Origin of the sequence: Synechococcus sp. PROS-7-1, from assembly GCF_014279795.1 — a bacterium.
In the GTDB taxonomy this organism is placed as follows: Bacteria; Cyanobacteriota; Cyanobacteriia; order PCC-6307; family Cyanobiaceae; genus Synechococcus_C.
Genome location: NZ_CP047945.1, coordinates 171,285 through 187,764 on the forward strand (window position 1 = coordinate 171,285; position 16,480 = coordinate 187,764).

15 protein-coding genes are annotated in these 16,480 nt (G+C 59.0%); 9 read left to right on the forward strand and 6 right to left on the reverse strand.

The window, feature by feature from the left end; all coding sequences use genetic code 11:
• Positions 1-39 precede the first annotated feature (39 nt).
• Genes gyrB through SynPROS71_RS00825 form a run of 4 tightly spaced genes read left to right on the forward strand, consistent with a single transcriptional unit; the run spans position 40 to position 3,148 of the window.
• Positions 40-2,007 carry a DNA topoisomerase (ATP-hydrolyzing) subunit B gene (gyrB, locus tag SynPROS71_RS00810; protein ID WP_186596027.1) on the forward strand — a complete coding sequence of 656 codons (1,968 nt, stop codon included), beginning with the start codon at positions 40-42 and terminating at the stop codon, positions 2,005-2,007.
• Positions 2,007-2,345: an SH3 domain-containing protein gene (locus tag SynPROS71_RS00815; RefSeq protein WP_186596028.1), complete on the forward strand. Its 339-nt coding sequence runs from the start codon at positions 2,007-2,009 to the stop codon at positions 2,343-2,345. The genes gyrB and SynPROS71_RS00815 overlap by 1 nt, the downstream gene beginning before the upstream one ends.
• Positions 2,338-2,739 (forward strand): CrcB family protein, encoded by a 402-nt coding sequence (locus SynPROS71_RS00820; RefSeq protein WP_186596029.1) that lies wholly within the window; start codon positions 2,338-2,340, stop codon positions 2,737-2,739. Before SynPROS71_RS00815 ends, SynPROS71_RS00820 begins: the two co-directional genes overlap by 8 nt.
• A complete protein-coding gene (locus tag SynPROS71_RS00825; RefSeq protein ID WP_186597791.1) occupies positions 2,732-3,148 on the forward strand; it encodes a CrcB family protein in 417 nt (138 codons plus the stop codon). The genes SynPROS71_RS00820 and SynPROS71_RS00825 overlap by 8 nt, the downstream gene beginning before the upstream one ends.
• Here the strand turns inward: SynPROS71_RS00825 and SynPROS71_RS00830 are convergent.
• The gene (locus tag SynPROS71_RS00830) at positions 3,114-3,593 is read right to left on the reverse strand and encodes a glutathione peroxidase (protein ID WP_186596030.1); all 480 of its coding nucleotides are present in this window, start codon (positions 3,591-3,593) and stop codon (positions 3,114-3,116) included. The genes SynPROS71_RS00825 and SynPROS71_RS00830 overlap by 35 nt on opposite strands.
• A gap of 74 nt (positions 3,594-3,667) precedes the next feature.
• Here SynPROS71_RS00830 and mgtE point away from each other — a divergent pair, with 74 nt between their 5' ends.
• Both mgtE and SynPROS71_RS00840 read left to right on the forward strand, forming a co-directional pair.
• A complete protein-coding gene (gene mgtE / locus SynPROS71_RS00835) occupies positions 3,668-5,092 on the forward strand; it encodes a magnesium transporter (protein WP_186596031.1) in 1,425 nt (474 codons plus the stop codon).
• 154 nt (positions 5,093-5,246) lie between these two features.
• A complete protein-coding gene (locus tag SynPROS71_RS00840) occupies positions 5,247-6,212 on the forward strand; it encodes an RpoD/SigA family RNA polymerase sigma factor (protein WP_186597792.1) in 966 nt (321 codons plus the stop codon).
• Positions 6,213-6,245: 33 nt separating this feature from the next.
• Here SynPROS71_RS00840 and SynPROS71_RS00845 read toward each other — a convergent pair whose 3' ends face one another.
• From SynPROS71_RS00845 to SynPROS71_RS00865, 5 genes are read right to left on the reverse strand one after another with little or no spacing between them, the layout of a single operon-like run.
• Positions 6,246-7,955, reverse strand: coding sequence for a glycosyltransferase family 39 protein (locus SynPROS71_RS00845; RefSeq protein WP_186596033.1), 1,710 nt, complete (start codon positions 7,953-7,955; stop codon positions 6,246-6,248).
• A gap of 21 nt (positions 7,956-7,976) precedes the next feature.
• Positions 7,977-8,960 (reverse strand): hypothetical protein, encoded by a 984-nt coding sequence (locus tag SynPROS71_RS00850; protein ID WP_186596035.1) that lies wholly within the window; start codon positions 8,958-8,960, stop codon positions 7,977-7,979.
• On the reverse strand, positions 8,957-9,922 hold the full coding sequence (locus SynPROS71_RS00855) for an alpha/beta fold hydrolase (protein WP_186596037.1): 966 nt from the start codon (positions 9,920-9,922) through the stop codon (positions 8,957-8,959). Before SynPROS71_RS00855 ends, SynPROS71_RS00850 begins: the two co-directional genes overlap by 4 nt.
• The gene (locus tag SynPROS71_RS00860; protein ID WP_186596039.1) at positions 9,897-13,187 is read right to left on the reverse strand and encodes an efflux RND transporter permease subunit; all 3,291 of its coding nucleotides are present in this window, start codon (positions 13,185-13,187) and stop codon (positions 9,897-9,899) included. Before SynPROS71_RS00860 ends, SynPROS71_RS00855 begins: the two co-directional genes overlap by 26 nt.
• A gap of 7 nt (positions 13,188-13,194) precedes the next feature.
• A complete protein-coding gene (locus SynPROS71_RS00865; RefSeq protein ID WP_186596041.1) occupies positions 13,195-14,313 on the reverse strand; it encodes an efflux RND transporter periplasmic adaptor subunit in 1,119 nt (372 codons plus the stop codon).
• A gap of 459 nt (positions 14,314-14,772) precedes the next feature.
• Here SynPROS71_RS00865 and SynPROS71_RS00870 point away from each other — a divergent pair, with 459 nt between their 5' ends.
• The 3 genes from SynPROS71_RS00870 (at position 14,773) to SynPROS71_RS00880 (ending at position 16,480) form a co-directional block, all read left to right on the forward strand.
• Complete coding sequence (locus SynPROS71_RS00870) at positions 14,773-15,000, forward strand: DUF2811 domain-containing protein (RefSeq protein ID WP_186597793.1); 228 nt, start codon at positions 14,773-14,775, stop codon at positions 14,998-15,000.
• A 58-nt stretch (positions 15,001-15,058) separates the two neighbouring features.
• On the forward strand, positions 15,059-15,772 hold the full coding sequence (locus SynPROS71_RS00875) for a hypothetical protein (protein ID WP_186596043.1): 714 nt from the start codon (positions 15,059-15,061) through the stop codon (positions 15,770-15,772).
• 135 nt (positions 15,773-15,907) lie between these two features.
• Positions 15,908-16,480 carry a deaminase gene (locus SynPROS71_RS00880; RefSeq protein WP_255442255.1) on the forward strand — a complete coding sequence of 191 codons (573 nt, stop codon included), beginning with the start codon at positions 15,908-15,910 and terminating at the stop codon, positions 16,478-16,480.

The following is a 16,480-nucleotide window of genomic DNA, read 5'->3' on the forward strand; positions in this document are numbered from 1 at the left end:
AGATTCAGCCTGACAGGAAGCCTGGCCGACCTAAATCGCATGAGCGAAGCCGCGAAAGTTCAAGCGGCCTACGGTGCCGAACAGATTCAGGTGCTCGAGGGCCTTGAGCCCGTCCGCAAGCGCCCGGGCATGTACATCGGCTCCACAGGGCCGCGTGGACTTCACCACCTGGTGTATGAGGTGGTGGACAACTCGGTGGACGAGGCCCTCGCTGGGCATTGCACGGAGATCAAGGTGGTGCTTGGGGAGGACGGCTCCGCCTCCGTCACCGACAATGGACGCGGGATCCCCACGGACGTCCACCCCCGCACCGGCAAGAGCGCTCTGGAAACCGTGCTCACCGTGCTCCATGCCGGCGGCAAATTCGGCGCCGGTGGTTACAAGGTGTCCGGCGGCCTGCACGGGGTGGGCGTGTCGGTGGTCAACGCCCTCAGTGAATGGGTGGAAGTCACCGTGCGCCGTCAGGGCCAGGTGCACCGTCAGCGCTTTGAGCGCGGCGCTCCGATCGGCAGCCTGGTCTCCGAGCCCCAGCCGGCAGACGAGGAAGGCCTCACCGGCACCAGCGTGTGCTTCAAGCCTGACGTTCAGATTTTCACCGTCGGCATTGTTTTTGATTACGCCACCCTTTCGGCTCGCCTGCGTGAGCTGGCCTATCTCAATGGCGGGGTGCGCATCGTGTTTCGTGACGAGCGCGAGAGCGCTCGCGATGCCGAAGGCAACCCTCACGAAGAGATCTATTTCTATGAGGGCGGCATCAAGGAATACGTCGCTTATATGAATGCGGAGAAGGATCCCCTTCATCCCGAGATCATCTATGTGAATGCCGAGAAAGACGGGGTGTCTGTTGAGGCGGCGCTGCAGTGGTGTGTGGATGCCTATTCCGACAGCATCCTGGGCTTTGCCAACAACATCCGCACCGTGGACGGGGGCACACACATTGAGGGGTTAAAAACCGTGCTCACCCGCACGCTCAACACGTTCGCCAAAAAGCGCGGCAAGCGCAAGGAGTCGGATTCCAACCTCGCCGGTGAAAACATCCGCGAGGGCCTCACGGCCGTGCTGTCGGTGAAAGTGCCCGAGCCGGAGTTTGAGGGGCAGACCAAAACCAAGCTCGGCAATACCGAAGTGCGCGGCATCGTGGACAGCCTGGTGGGCGAGTCCCTGAGTCAGTACCTGGAGTTCAACCCGGGTGTGATCGACATGATCCTGGAGAAGGCGATCCAGGCCTTCAATGCTGCCGAAGCCGCCCGACGCGCCCGTGAGCTGGTGCGGCGCAAGAGCGTGCTGGAGAGTTCAACCTTGCCCGGCAAACTTGCTGATTGCAGCTCCCGCGATCCCAGCGAATCTGAGATCTACATCGTGGAGGGAGATTCGGCTGGTGGCTCAGCCAAACAGGGCCGCAATCGACGCTTCCAGGCAATCCTGCCTCTGCGCGGAAAGATTCTCAATATTGAGAAAACCGATGACGCCAAGATCTACAAGAACACGGAGATTCAGGCTCTGATCACGGCCCTTGGCCTGGGGATTAAGGGAGAAGATTTCGATGTTAAAAACCTTCGCTATCACCGCGTCGTGATCATGACCGACGCGGATGTGGATGGTGCCCACATCCGCACCTTGTTGCTCACGTTCTTCTACCGCTATCAGAAAGAACTGGTGGAAGGTGGTTACATCTACATCGCCTGCCCGCCCCTCTACAAGGTGGAGCGCGGTAAGAATCACACTTATTGCTACAACGAATCGGAGCTTCAGAAAACCCTGGAAGGATTTGGCGAGAAAGCCAACTACAACATCCAGCGTTTTAAGGGCCTTGGTGAAATGATGCCCCAGCAGCTTTGGGAAACCACGATGGATCCCACCACCCGCACCATGAAACGGGTGGAGATTGAAGATGCACTCGAGGCCGACCGCATCTTCACGATCCTGATGGGTGACAAGGTGGCCCCGCGCCGCGAATTCATCGAAACCCACAGCGCCGAGCTCGATATGGCGGCCCTCGACATCTGATGCCCCGTTCCGCTACCTCCGTGCTCCGCTGGGGCTGGCTGCTGGGTGTGGCCTTGCTGGGTCCTGCGGCCTTACCGGCCGGTGGAGCCGAACGGCGTCTGCCCCAGATCCGCCGTCAGGATGGCGAAGGGCCCTTACTCAGTGGCAGTGATTGTCTGCTTCAAGCCGGGCCTGGCTTATCGGCTCCAGCCCTGCGTCGTCTGGAGATTGGCACCCCATTGCAATTGTTGCGTCACTGGCGCAGCGCCGATGGTCGCGATTGGATTCAAGTGCAGGTGGCGTCCCATCCGGCCTTCCCTGGAGGGACTGACCGGCAACGCGGTTGGATTCATGGCTGACATCGTTCCCTCCCAGGCGCTCCTTGTGGGTTTAGGTGCCGTCCCCGGGGCCTGGTTGCGCCTGCGGGTGGTGAATCACTTCGAGCCGATGGTGCCGCGCAAGCACTGGGGCACCTTCCTGGTGAATCTGGTGGCGGCCTTCGCCTTGGGGCTGGTGCTCGGTTTGCAGACGTCCGGCCGCTGCGAACCTCCTGGCTCGACGTCGTCGTTGATTCTGCTGATCGGCGTTGGTTTCTTTGGCAGCCTCAGCACCTTCTCCACCTTTGCTGTGGAGGTGCTGGTCACCCTGCGCGCTCGCCAGTGGGGAGAAGCGCTGTTGCTCACGGCCGGGTCGGTGCTGGCCGGTCTGTTGGTGGCCTCTGGTGGCTACGGCCTGGGTTTGGCTGATGGCTGAACAATTCCAGCCCACGGCACGGCAGGAGATTCAGGAATTGCTGCTGGTGGCCTTGGGTGCCATTCCCGGTGCTCTCTTGCGCTGGCAGCTGTCTGTGCTGGCACCCGATCGCAACCTGCTGGCCAATGTGCTCGGATCTCTGGTGCTGGGGTTACTGCTTGGGCTTCCCTACCGGCCGCGGCTGCAGCTGCTGATCGGGATTGGCTTCTGTGGATCGCTCACCACCTTCAGCAGCTGGATGGTGGATTGCGTCAGTCTGATCGCAGCGGGGCAGCCCACAGCCGCGATCGGTCTGATCGGCGCCACCCTCGGGCTGGGCCTGGGTGGCGCAGCCCTTGGGCTTGGGCTTGGCCGCAGCGTCAGCGTCCGCTGGCTCAGGCCTGCAGAGCCGCCTCAATCGCAGCGCTGAGTTCGGCGTCCTCAGGGGCCACACCGCTCTTGAAGCGGGCCAGCACCGTGCCGTCCTTGCCCACTAGGAACTTTTCGAAATTCCAAGCCACATCACCGGCCGGCTCGGTTTGGTTGAGGGTGGTGTAAGGCTCGGTGGTGCTGCCGGTGGCGTGCACCTTGTCGAACAGCTCGAAGCTGGCGCCGTAGGTGGTGGAACAGAAGCTCTTGATCTCATCCAGGGTGCCGGGCTCCTGGGCGCCGAAATCGTTGCAGGGGAAGCCCAGCACTCGCAGGCCGCGGGGTCCGAAGGTGTCCTGCAGGGTCTGCAGACCGGCGTACTGCTTGGTGAATCCGCATCGGCTGGCCACATTCACGATCAGCAGCACTTGGCCTGCATAGCTGCCGAGGGATTTTTCACTGCCGTCGGGGGTACGGACGGACACGTTGCTGACGCTGGGAGCCATGGCGGAACGAAGCATTCGGCGCAGACGATAACCCTCCGGAACCGACATACACTTGGGATTGCTGGGCACGGGGCATGGATCAAGCACCGGTGCTAGCGGAGGTGGTGACCCGCCAGTTGGAATCCATGCTCAGCGTGGGCAATTACGACGGCGTCAAGATGCTGTTGGCGCCCGTGCAGCCCGTGGACGTCGCCGAAGCGATCGGCAGCCTGCCGCGCACCCTTCAGGCTTTGGCTTTTCGGTTGCTCAGCAAAGATGAAGCGATCGAGGTGTACGAGTATCTCGATCCAGCGGTGCAGCAGAGCCTGTTGGAACGGCTGCGCTCCGGCGAGGTGTTGGAGCTGGTCGAGGAGATGTCTCCGGACGACCGGGTTCGGTTGTTCGATGAACTCCCCGCCAAGGTGGTGCGCCGTCTGCTGGCGGAGCTCAGCCCGGCGGAGCGCAAAGTCACGGCTCAGCTGCTGGGGTACGCCCCGGAGACCGCCGGCCGTCTGATGACGACGGAATACATCGATCTCAAGGAGTTTCACAGTGCGGCCCAGGCGCTCACGATCGTGCGCCGGCGGGCGCGTCAGACCGAAACGATCTACAGCCTCTACGTCACTGATGGAGAGCGACATCTCACGGGCATCCTGTCCCTGCGTGATCTGGTCACAGCCGACCCTGAAGACCGGATCGGTGATGTGATGACCCGGGAGGTGGTGAGCGTGGGCACCGATACAGATCAGGAAGACGTGGCCAGGGCGATTCAGCGCTACGACTTTCTGGCGGTGCCGGTGGTGGATCGGGAGCGACGCTTGGTGGGGATCGTCACCGTGGATGACGTGATCGATGTGATCGAACAGGAGGCCACCCGCGACCTCTACGCCGCCGGCGCTGTGGAAGCCGGCGACGAAGACGATTATTTCCAGAGCAATCTGTTCACCGTGGCCCGCCGCCGGGTGGTGTGGCTCTCGGTGCTCGTGGTGGCCAGCTTCTTCACATCGGAAGTGATTGCTCTCAACGAGCAGGTGCTCAAGGAGGTGGTGCTACTGGCGGCATTCATTCCCTTGCTGGCGGGCACCGGCGGCAATGTGGGCGCTCAGAGCTCCACTGTGGTGATCCGCGGTCTGAGCACCCAGAGCATCGCCTCCCTCGGGCGCATCAAGGCTGTGGTGCGTGAGGCCACGGCAGGATTCTTGCTGGGAGTGCTGATGATGATCCTGGTGGTGCCCTTTGCCTGGTGGCGAGGGGAGAGTCCGCTGGTGGGTCTGTCTGTGGGCACCAGCCTTCTGGCCATTACCACCCTGGCGGCCACGGCCGGAGCCGGTTTCCCACTGCTGTTCGATCGGATGGGGCTGGATCCGGCCTTGATGTCCACGCCCTTCATCACCACCTGCACCGATGTGGTGGGGACTCTGATCTATCTGCAAACAGCGCAGTGGTTGCTCGTGCATATGCCCCAGCTGCTTCAGTCCACAGGTATTTCTGCTCATTTCTTGGCTGCAGCTCTTTTCTGAGAGCTCGTTTACGTTTCTTAGGAGTACGCTTCACACAACTCAAAGAAGCGATATGGCTCCCCCCCTCGCCGCAGCTTCAATCACCATTCCTGCGCTGTCCGTTAAGTCGGCTTCCAGTAGTCAGCAGCCCACCAAGAGTGCTCCGACCAAGTCGATGGCCTCTCGTTCATCCAGCACGGATGTCGACCTGGTGCGTTCCTATCTGCGCGACATCGGCCGGGTGCCGTTGCTGAGCCATCAGCAGGAGATCACCTTGGGCCGTCAGGTGCAGGAGCTGATGGAGCTTGAGGCCACAGAAGCAGAGCTGCAGGAGAAGCGCGGTGGAGAAGCCGTGCCTGCAGCGGAGCTGGCCAAAGCAGCGGGATTGAGCGCGGTGCAACTGAAGCGCAAGCTGCAGGCGGGCCGCCGCGCTAAAGAGCGGATGGTGGCGGCGAATCTGCGCCTGGTGGTGAGCGTGGCCAAGAAATACACCAAGCGGAACATGGAGCTGCTGGATCTGATCCAGGAGGGAACGATTGGTTTGGTGCGTGGTGTGGAGAAGTTCGACCCAACACGGGGCTACAAATTCAGCACCTATGCGTACTGGTGGATCCGCCAGGGAATCACGCGGGCGATTGCGGAGAAGAGCCGGACGATCCGGCTGCCGATCCACATCACCGAGATGCTGAACAAACTGAAGAAAGGGCAGCGTGAACTGAGCCAGGACTTAGGGCGGACGCCATCAGTGACGGAGCTGGCGGCATTTGTGGAGCTTCCCGAGGACGAGGTGAAGGAGCTGATGTGCCGTGCCCGTCAGCCGGTGAGCCTGGAGATGAAGGTGGGCGATGGGGATGACACGGAGCTGCTGGACTTATTGGCCGGTGATGGAGAGCTGCCGAGTGAGCAGGTGGAAGGTGAGTGCCTGAAGGGTGACCTGAGAGATCTGCTGGGCCAGCTGCCAGAACTGCAGGAGCGTGTGCTGCGGATGCGTTACGGGATGGACGGCGAGGAGCCGATGAGCCTCACAGGCATCGGTCGCGTGATCGGCATCAGCCGGGATCGGGTTCGCAACCTGGAGCGTGACGGACTTGCCGGTCTGCGTCGCCTCAGTGATCAGGTGGAGGCTTACGTCGCCTGCTGATCGAGGTCGCCAAATCAATAATCTATAATTTTATTATCGCCTATAAACAATAATTGTTTTCCAGGCACCTGAATCACCTTGAGGGAAATTAAATTTGCTGTAATTTAAAGCCACGATGTTCCTGGGAGCTGAAAATACAATTTCTTTTTCTGTGGATTCTGGGAGACTCTCTCGGTAGCGTTCAGATGTAATAACAAAGTCAAACTCTTGGACAAGCTCTTCTATTGTTTTGTGAGATTTTGAGCTGTAAACAGGCTGCGGAAAGCATTCACAATGAATAAGATGTTTCGAGGGATTGTCATTGATCCAGTCATAAGGTGAATTTGAGCAGATTCTTCGGATGATTCCATTCTCTGCAGCAATAAAAGCTTGATAGCGCTGGCGGTTGAATCTTGGAAACGCACCTGCTGCATCTTGAGAATCCTTAGGATGTAAAAAAAGAATCGTTTGAACGGTAGATGTTTCTTGAGATTTTAGCCATGCTTCTGCATTGCGAGTGGAGCCATTTTGTACTCTCAGTTGATGAATGGCCCAGGTTTTTTTGGCCTGGGAGGTGGCGATAGCCGCAATTGTGATCAAGGAAACTATTCTTAAAGCCCGCTTGGATTTGGTTGCTGTTGAGTCAACCCCGATTTTCAGAATGCCTGTGATGCAAGCTGATACGAAGGGGAGTGCAGGTGTCAGCCATGTTGAGTTGTAAGTACTCGCCGCAAAGCCGATGCCTATGAAGGGCGCATAAATGATTGCAATCCCTATGAAGCGATGTGGATTCAGTGATCTGCGTACAGCTTGTTGGAAGTTGCTGCGCTGCAGAGCGAGCAACATGAGGGCGAGTCCAAGGAGAAGAAGAATCCCGGTCACGGAGTAGCCATAAGCATTAATAAGTAGAAATTTTTTCAATGCGGCAAGTGGGGCCCAGTTTGATTTTTTGTTGACCTCTCCAGAGAAATGAAGGTAGGCAGTCTGCCAGCGCAGATATAAGTAGGGTGATGTGAGAAGAATTGTGCTAGCGAATATTGATACGCTTTTGAGACTATTGACTAGCTTTTGCTTTCGAGTCAGTGATGAGCTTAGGCCAATGAGAAGCTGGGTGGAGGCAAAAACTGAAGCGGCTAGGTATTTAAATGTCAGCCCGAGGCCAGAGAGGATGGAGAGTGGGATTAGCTTTTGTTTGATCGATGCTTTTGAGGCTGTGATCAGCCCTGAGCTGAGAAGGATGAGAGTGAGCAGGTGGTCAGATCTGGCGCGATGAGAATGCGTGATAAAAAGGGGATTAAAAATGGTCATGGCTGTTGCCAGAAGCGCCCAGCGAATTGGAAAAATTGTTCGGCTCATCAGATAAATCATTGGGGCGCATAATGCTGCAATGATTCGAGAGATTAAGCGGCCAAGCGTCACGAGCTGCTCGTGATCCTTGATGTATGTTTCTCGTGTAAAAGCTTGCCCGTCTAATGCGTAGCTAGCTTTGTAGATCAGTGCGAGTAAATAATTAATCAGTGTTGCTGGATGGCCATACCAGTAAGGATCTAGATTTCCTGTTGAAGCGATTTGAGCGGCGATGGATACGCGGGTGCTTTCCTCTCCGATTAACCCAGCTGCCTGGTTAAGTCCTGGCCAAGTGAGTGCCAGGGTGATGAAGAAAAGAACAACACAGAGGATAATCTCAATCGTCTGTTGAGGAATGTGCCGGATTGATTTTGGATTGTGTTCTTCCATGGCTCTTGGGATCGGTCCTTGCGTCAACAATGCTTCTGTTGAATCAGCTCACCTGAGATAGGAGATGGCCTGCGGGTTGTCGATGTCGTAATCGATGATTGGTGCAGGCAATCCAACGAGAGTCTTGCTGTCGTAGGCGGTGAAGTCCTCCACCCGTTTGAACAGGGGGAGCAGCACTCGCGCCAGGGCATTGGGTGCGCCATAGAAGAACGAGTGGTGACCCAATAGAAACTCGGTGGTGCCTGATCCTTCCTTTTGCTGTTGCTTTCGCAGGAAGTGCTGCAGAGCCAGCCGTTCCTCTTGGCTGAGACCCGGATGGGCGGTCACGGGAAAGTCTTTTTGGGCGGCCAGCAAGCCGCAATCGTTCCAGTTGAGCTGGGCCAGGGCGGTGATCAGACGCTCCCGTTCTCCGGAGAAATCGATGCAGGCCAGCTCTTGCTCTTCGATTGCCATCACATCGCGGAAGCAGCGATGTTGCAGCAATGTCCATTTCTGCCGGGCATCATCGTGTACCACGATTGCCCCCAACCGCACCTTGGCGTAGCGCTTCAGCAGGTTGAGATGGGCCGGTTGCCGGGCCAGGAAATGAAACAGAAACTGCGATCCGGTGCCGATGTAGTCATCCAGCACCACCAGGGCTCGACGGTCCTGGTCGGCCGGCGGATCGGCCAGCAGTGCGTCCATGCTGCGAAAACAGGTCACCGGCAAGCGGTTGGCCTTGCGGTAGGCGTAGGCAATCAGATCACCGCTTTTGCACACGAAGGCGCGGGTGATGTCGATGTCTCGGAAGCTGGCCACATCAAAGCCATCGCCGGCCAGGTCTCGGCAGAGCCGTTGGTGCAGCAGCCGGCATTCACGCAGCAGCCTGGCCCAGCTGTGCATCTCGATGCACTCCAGCAGCCGCAGGGCGATGCTGTGGTCGTCGGCTTCAAACTGGGCGAGCCAACGGTCGAGAGAGGGCCGGGGGATCTCCGCTTCGTTCCAGTGGACGGCCAGTTGATCCAGGCGGGCCTGCGTGCTGGTGTCGCTCATGCTCCCTGCGCCGTGAGAATCTCCAGCAACCGGGCGTTCACCGCCTCCGGTGCTTCGTCGTGGGGACAGTGTCCCACCAAGGGCAGCACTGTGAGCGATTGAATGCAGGCAAAGCGCTCAGCCCAATCCTGGGCTTCCGCCACCGGCTCCCAGGGATCCTGTTCGCCCCAGATCAGGTGCACCGGCTGCTCCAGGTTGGCCAGCAGCTCCGGAGCCAGGTGGTCATCAAAGAGGTTGATGAAGCCCCGGAAGGCTTCGGCGGCTCCGGATCGCTGCGTCGGTCGGTACAGCAGGTCAACCAAGTCGTCGTCCACATTGGCTCCGCTGGGGTAGGCCTGGCCGAGCACGCTGCGGATCACCCTGGGCCTGGCGGCGTTGCGGAACAGGGCCGTGCTCAGCCAGCGCTGGCTCACCAGGGTTTTCAGAAACGGCCGGATCCAGGCCATCCAGGCCGGTTGGCTGGCCAGCTGCTTGTCATCCATCAGGCGCTGGGCGCAGTCGATCAGCACCACGCCCTTGCAGTGCGCCCCCAGCCGTTGGGCGGCGCGAAGTACCACCACACCGCCAATGGAATTGCCCACCAGCAGCACAGGGCGTTGCACGATCTGCCTGCAAAAGGCCTCAACCTGCTGAGCCCAGAGATCAAACCCATACACAAGCGCTTCATCACTTGGCGCCTGGCGCTGGGCATCGGGATCGCTGGGAAGCACGGCCCTTGGCTGGCTGCTGCCGCCGAAGCCGATCAGATCAAGGGCGAAGGTGGGGGTTCGTTCGGCCAGCGACGGCATGGTGTGACGCCAGTGGCCGCTGCTGGCACCGAAGCCATGCACCAGCACCACAGCCGGCGATGCACTGGTGTCTTGGCCTTGGCCCTGCCGGCGCCAGGCCACATCAAGGCCGCATCCATCGGGCTGCTCCCAGGTCCAGTGCGCCGCGTCAGCTGGCACTGGCGAGGGATCCATCATCATCACCATCCGTTGGCTTGCTGCCGAAGAGGCGTTCTTCTAGTCCCTTAATCACCACGTAGAAAGGCGGCACCACGCCGAGGGAGAGCACGGTGGCGACCACCAGTCCGCCGAAGATCACCGTGCCCAGGGATTGCTGACTTTGGGCACCGGCGCCGTTGGCGACCACCAGCGGCAGAAAGCCAGCAAGGGCCGCGATCGCCGTCATCAGAATCGGCCGCAGTCTCGATTCAGCTGAGGCGATCACCGCATCGGTGGCACTCATGCCCTCTTCGAGGTGTTGTTCCGCCACTTCAACAATCAAGATGCCGTTTTTGGCCGCCAGACCGATCAGGGTCACCAGACCCACCTGGGCGTAAATGTTGAGGTCGATGGAGCGGATCGCCAGAAACGCTAGGGCCCCAAGCATCGCTAGGGGCACGGTCATCAGAATGATCACCGGAGTGACATAGCTCTCGTACTGGGCCGACAGCACCAGATACACGATCAGAATGCCGAAGCCGAACACGAGCACACTGGCGCTGCCGGCGGAGAGTTGCAGGGCGGCAAGGCCGGTGAAGGCATAGCCGATGTTGTTGAAGTTCTCCTTCTTGAACAGCGCCTGAATCGAACTCAGGGCCTGCCCGGAGCTCTTGCCCACCGCTTGGGCTCCCTGGATCAGCACTGTGCGATAGAGGTTGTAGTGGCTGATGATCGGAGGAGCGCTCGACAGTTCCGATGACGCGAACTGCGACACCTGGATCATGTCGCCATCGCGATTTTTCACGTAGTAGCTGAGGATGTTTTCAATGTCGTCGCGTTGTTCGGCTTCGGCCTGCACGTACACATTGCGCACCTGGCCGTCCTCATAGGTGAGGCCTGTGTAGGAGCCACCGGCCAGCACGGCGATGGTGTTCATCGCCTCCTCGTAATCCACATTCAGGGCTCCCATCACGGCGCGATCCACCGTCAGGCCGAAGGCTGGAGCACTGGGAATGAACTGGGTGTAAAGGTTGGAGAAGTTGCCACTGGCTTTTCCGGCCTTGATCAGCGTCTGCGCCTGATCATCGAGCTGATTGAAGCTGTAATTACCGCTGAGATCGTTGAACTGGAAGTAGAAGCCACCCTGGGCTGAGAACCCTGGAACCGCTGGCGGTTGTCCCACCACCGCCAAGCCGCTGTTCAGGGCCGAGAGCTTGGCATTAAGTCGATCAGCGATGGCGAAGGAACTGTTCACCGCGCCCGGCCGTTCACTCAGCGGTTTCAGACCAATCAGGATCGTGCCCTGGTCGGGACTGGAGCCGTTGAAGCCGTAACCACTGATCACGCTGGTGTTCAGAACATCGCCCTCCTCGTTCACGACCGCTGCAATCTCCTTGGCCAAGCTTTGGGTCTCGCTGAGCGATGCGCCGTTCTGCAATTGGAAAAAGCCCGCCAGGTAACCCTGGTCTTCATCGGGGATGAACGCCGAGGGCAGGGCTGTGAAGGCCAAAAGCGTGAGCACAATGCCGCCAGCCAGAGTCACCATCACCCAGCGTCTGGCCTTGATCAGCGTGCGAATCAGTCGGGAGTAGCCGTTCTGCAGCCGGGAGAAGTTGGTGTTGAACACCCTGAAAATCAAGGAGAGATTCGCCCCTGCCAATCCGCCCACCACCACGCCGAGCACGTAGGTCCAGTTGCCGAAGGCTGCTGAGCTGAAACGCCCGAAGGCCAGACCCACAATCACGCCGGCCACTGGCCAGATCCAGCCTTTCGGTGGTGCGGTCTGTCCCGGTTTGAGAATCAGGCCCGACAACATGGGCGAGAACGTGAGCGCGTTAAACGCGGAGATGGCGATTGAGAAAGCGATCGTCAGTGCGAACTGCTGATAGATGATGCCGATGCTTCCTGGGTAGAACGCCACAGGAACAAACACCGCCATCAGCACCAGCGCTGTGGCCACAAGGGCACCGAACAGCTCTCCCATACAGGCCAGGGCGGCCTGCCTTGGCTTCATGCCGGATTCGATGTTCTTCGACACCGCTTCAATCACCACGATGGCGTCATCCACCACCAGACCGGTGGCCAGCACGAGGCCAAGCAGGGTGAGTTGGTTGATGGAGAATCCGAACACCTTGATGAAGGCGAAGGTGCCCACCAGGGAAATAGGGATCGCCAGGCTGGGCACCACCGTGGCGCGCCAGTTCTGCAGAAAGAGGAAAAGGATCAGCAGCACCAGCACGATCGCCAGGCCGAGGGCATCGACGACGCCCTCCACGGACGATTCGATGAATTGACCAATGTTGTACACCTGCGACACGGTCACACCAGGTGGAGCCGTCGCTGCAAAGGCGTCAATTTGTTTCACCACGGCATCCGCCACATCCAGGGCGTTGCTTTCCGGGGTCTGAAACACCGCCACAGAGACTGCATCGTGGCTCGAGCGATCCACGGCCGCTGATGTGTAGTTGTTGAAGCCGTATTGCACCTCACCCACGTCTTTGAGCAGAAGAAGATTCCCCGTTTCCGTGCGGCTGATGATCAGATTCTCGAAGTCTTCCAGGCTGAGCAGATTGCCGTTGTTCTGCACCAACAACGGGTAGGTGTAGGCCTGATCGCCGGCTGCGGGTGGCCCACCCACAAGACCACCGATCGCCGTTGTGTTCTGAGCCTTGACTGCATCCACCACCTGGTTGGCGGTGAGATTGTTCGCTGCCAATTTGTCGGGGTCGATGAACAGCCAGTAGGCGGGATTGGTTCCCCCCAGGATGTTCACGTTGGCGACGCCCGGAACCCGTTCCAGGGGGTAATAGAGCTGTTGGTACACCAGGCCGTTGAGATAGGCCGAGTCGAATTGTCCTTCGGTTGAGGACACCTCATAGGCCAGCAGGATGGAGGGGGTCGACTGCTGCACGGAGACACCCGTGGCTGATACCTGGCTGGGCAGTTGGGGCATCGCCAGGGACACGCGGTTCTGCACGTTCACCTGGTCGATGTCGATGTCAGTGGTCTCGTCGAAGTAGACCTGGATGATGCTCTGCCCCTCCATGTTGCTGGTGGAGTAGATGTAAGAGGCTCCGGGTGCACCGTTGATCTGCTGCTCGAGCGGATTGGTGACTGCCTGTTCCGTGACCAGGGAATTGGCGCCGCTGTAGTTGGCGGTGACCTGGATCAGGGGCGGGGCGATGTTGGGGAGATTGGCGATCGGCAGAGTCGGGATCGCGATCACGCCCATCAGCACAATCAGGATGCTGCAGACCGTGGTGAGTACCGGCCGCTTAATGAAGTTGTCGGAGAAGGCCATGGGACGGTCAGTTCGTGGTCTTCACAGGAATGCCGTTGCTGAGCAGGGCTGTTTTGCTCACAACGACGGTGTCACCCTTGTTCAGGCCTGACTTCAGTGGATAGAAATTGTTCTGCAATTCACCAAGTTCCACTGCTTTTTGCACCACGATTTGAGTGCTGGGGGGAAGGCTCTCGAGCTTTTTCTTCTGCTTCTCTGGCACGGAGGCGGAGGCCTTGATCTTCGGCAGGGCCTTGCTCACCGGAACCGTGACGTAAACGAAGGGTTGCTGCGCCTGCATGAACACGGCCTGCACCGGCACGGCCAGGGCTTGTTTGTTCCCCACGATGATTTGGCTCTTCACAAACTGGCCGGTCTTGAGTTGGTTGGTGAGATTGGGGAAGGTGGCCTTCACCATCAAAGCGTTGGGAGAGCTGGTGCTGCCGCTGATGCCGAAGTAGGGGGAGATGAAGCTCACCGTTCCTTCGCCTGTGACCGGCGGATTGGTCTGCGACGCCACCTTCACCTTTTGACCGATTTTCACGGCACCTGATTGCGTGGCGGGGATCTGCATCAGGGTCCAGAGGGTGGAGTTGTTCACGATGCCGGTGATCGCCTGGCCGGTCTGCACGTAATCCCCCAGCTTCACGCTGTCCAGGTCGCCCACCACCCCGTCGATCGGCGAACGCACGAACTTGTAGCCGAGGGTGGCGGCGTCGGAGAGGGCCTGGTCGCGTGATGCGATCGCCTGGGTGACGTATTGGTCGCGCTGTTTCGCTGAGGCGGCACCGTTTTGGTAGAGGAATTCGTAGCGCTCAGCGTTGAGCTTGTCGGTGCGTGCTTGGGCTTTTGCTGAGTCGAGCGCAGCACTCTGCTGCACGTTGTCGAGCTCGAGGATTGGCTGCCCTGCCTTCACGCGCTCACCGTCGCTGGCCAGCACTTTCACCACACGCCCATCGGTTTCAGGCCTCAGCGACACCGTGGTCGTGGACTCCAGCACACTGATCGCTTCAATGCTCGGCTGGAACGTGGCCTCAGCGATGCGGGCCGTCTTCACGGTGAGCAGCTTCTTCGCCTGGGTTTTCGGCTTGCCACAACCAGCGAGCAACGTCGCAGCCGTGAGGGTCAGCGCCAGGGTTCGCCGCACAGTGAATTGGTTTTGCTTCGCGGAACCTACTTGTTTTTTTGGGGGACGTCGGTGGTTGTGTGTGAGCGTTGGCAGGCGGTGGGTGAGTGGTGGGTGATGGGACTTGCTCGTGGGTTGTGCTGCATTGATCAGGAGCGGTGAACAGACGGCAACTCCACGCCAACCCGAACGTTTTTCACAGCTTTTCCACAGGCCTGTTCGCGCGGATCGTGGACCAGGGGAGGCCTTGGTCTGGCGGCAGGGGAAAAGCAGCTTTCCCCTTGACGGGAAGAGCAAAAACGATTGTGTGCTGTGTTCGTTGACACTGATGCTGCGGCTGAAGCCAGTGCTGGACAGCCTTTGTCTGGTTTCAGAGCGAGCAAGTCGAAGTGAGTCCGGTTTTTTGACATCACTGCAGGTTCCGTGTCGTGATGGTGTCGTTGACAACGAAGGTCTGAGTTGCACGAGACGCCTGATGCGATACCGGCCCATGTGAGTGTGGAAAACCAGATGCCCGAGGATTTGCATCGCGCCATGGGGGTGTTCATCGAGGAGCACCCCCAATGGGATCAGTACCGGCTGGTGCAGTCCGCCATCGCCGGCTTCCTGTTTCAGCAGGGTTGCAAGGATCGTGCCGTGGTTCAGCACTATCTGAGCGGCCTGTTCCACCGCGACGCCGGTTCCCATCGGGTTGAGCCCTCCTGCTGAATGAGAGCAAGCGCGGGGGAGGGAATGGGGGCAAAATGCTGCTGTTTTGGGGCATCCCATGGGTCGTCGTCTGGTTCTGCTGCTGGTCGTCCTCTGGATCACGTTCGTGCCAAGCCTGCCGGCATTAGCCATGGGGTCCAGTGATCTGGAGCGCCAGCTTGCGAGCAAGCAGGGCATCGCTGACCTGATGCCTGCTTTTCGCGATGGGCAGGGTCAGTTCCGAGTGCCGGATCCCACCAAAGATCCCCAGGCTTTTCTGAAAGCCCAACAGACGCTCACGATCCTGATTGATCAGGCAGAAAGCCAGGCACTCAATCGCCTCAGCCCCAAGGAGCTGCAGCGCCGAATGAGCGGGTCGCCTACCCGCTTGCCCCCTGTGTGGAGGCGCTCGGAAATCGCTGTGCGCACGGATGGCCAAGCGGCGGATTGCGCCGATTCGGGCCCCAAGTGCTCCGCCTACGGCTCGGCGTCTTTTCTCAACACGCTGGAGCCAGTCAAAGGGTTGGAGCGAAGTTTTTATCGCAGCGTTTCCAGTGATGGCTCCGTTCCAGCGCTTGTTTACTTGCAGCCCACGGCCGTGCCCAGCGTGAGCAGGATTCTTTTGGCAGCGGCCAATTCAGCTGGTGTTTGGATTCCTGCGGCCTATGCCCTCGGGCCACCAGGAGGCGATGCCTTCCTGATCGTGAACAACTGCCTCGACCTCGCCCAGGAAGAGAACGGAGCTCTTAAGCCGGCAGCGATGCTGGTGGCTGCTCTGCAGTGGGTGGACTGACAACGGTCAGTTTCACTGGCACGCTTGAGTTCGATCGCGCTGGGATTGCCCCGGTCCATCGTCATGGCATCAGATCAACGCCCAGGGCAGAAAGCCACGCCCAACCCGCAGCTCATTCATCGTCTTCTCGAGGTGATGGAGCATGAAATTGTTCCCCTCACAGCACGGGAGGTCGTCAAAGGCAACAAGCTCTTTGGCGCAGCGATGCTGAATAAGCATGATTTATCCACGATCATCGCTGACACCAATCAGGAAACATTGAATCCTTTGTTTCATGCTGAAGTGCAGACGATTAACCACTATTACGCCTCTCCAAGGGAACAGCACGTCGCGCCCAGTGATGTGTTGTTCCTTGCCACTCACGAGCCGTGCCCGCTCTGCTCGTCGGCGATCACCTGGGCTGGCTTCGACAACTTCTATTACTTTTTCAGCCACGAAGACTCGCGAGACTCCTTCAAAATCGGGCACGATCTCAACATTTTAAAGGAAGTGTTCAAACATGAGCCTGGTGGTTATGCCCGCGAGAACAGTTACTGGACGGGCTATGGCATCTGCGATCTGATTGAGAATTGCGCTCCAAGTGATCGCACCGCGTTCGAACAGCGCGCCTCGGCTTTAAGGGATACCTACCAACAATTGTCTGACCTCTACCAGCAAGGCAAGGGCAAGGGCCAATCCGACGATCCAGCTTTCATCCCTCTTGGATGA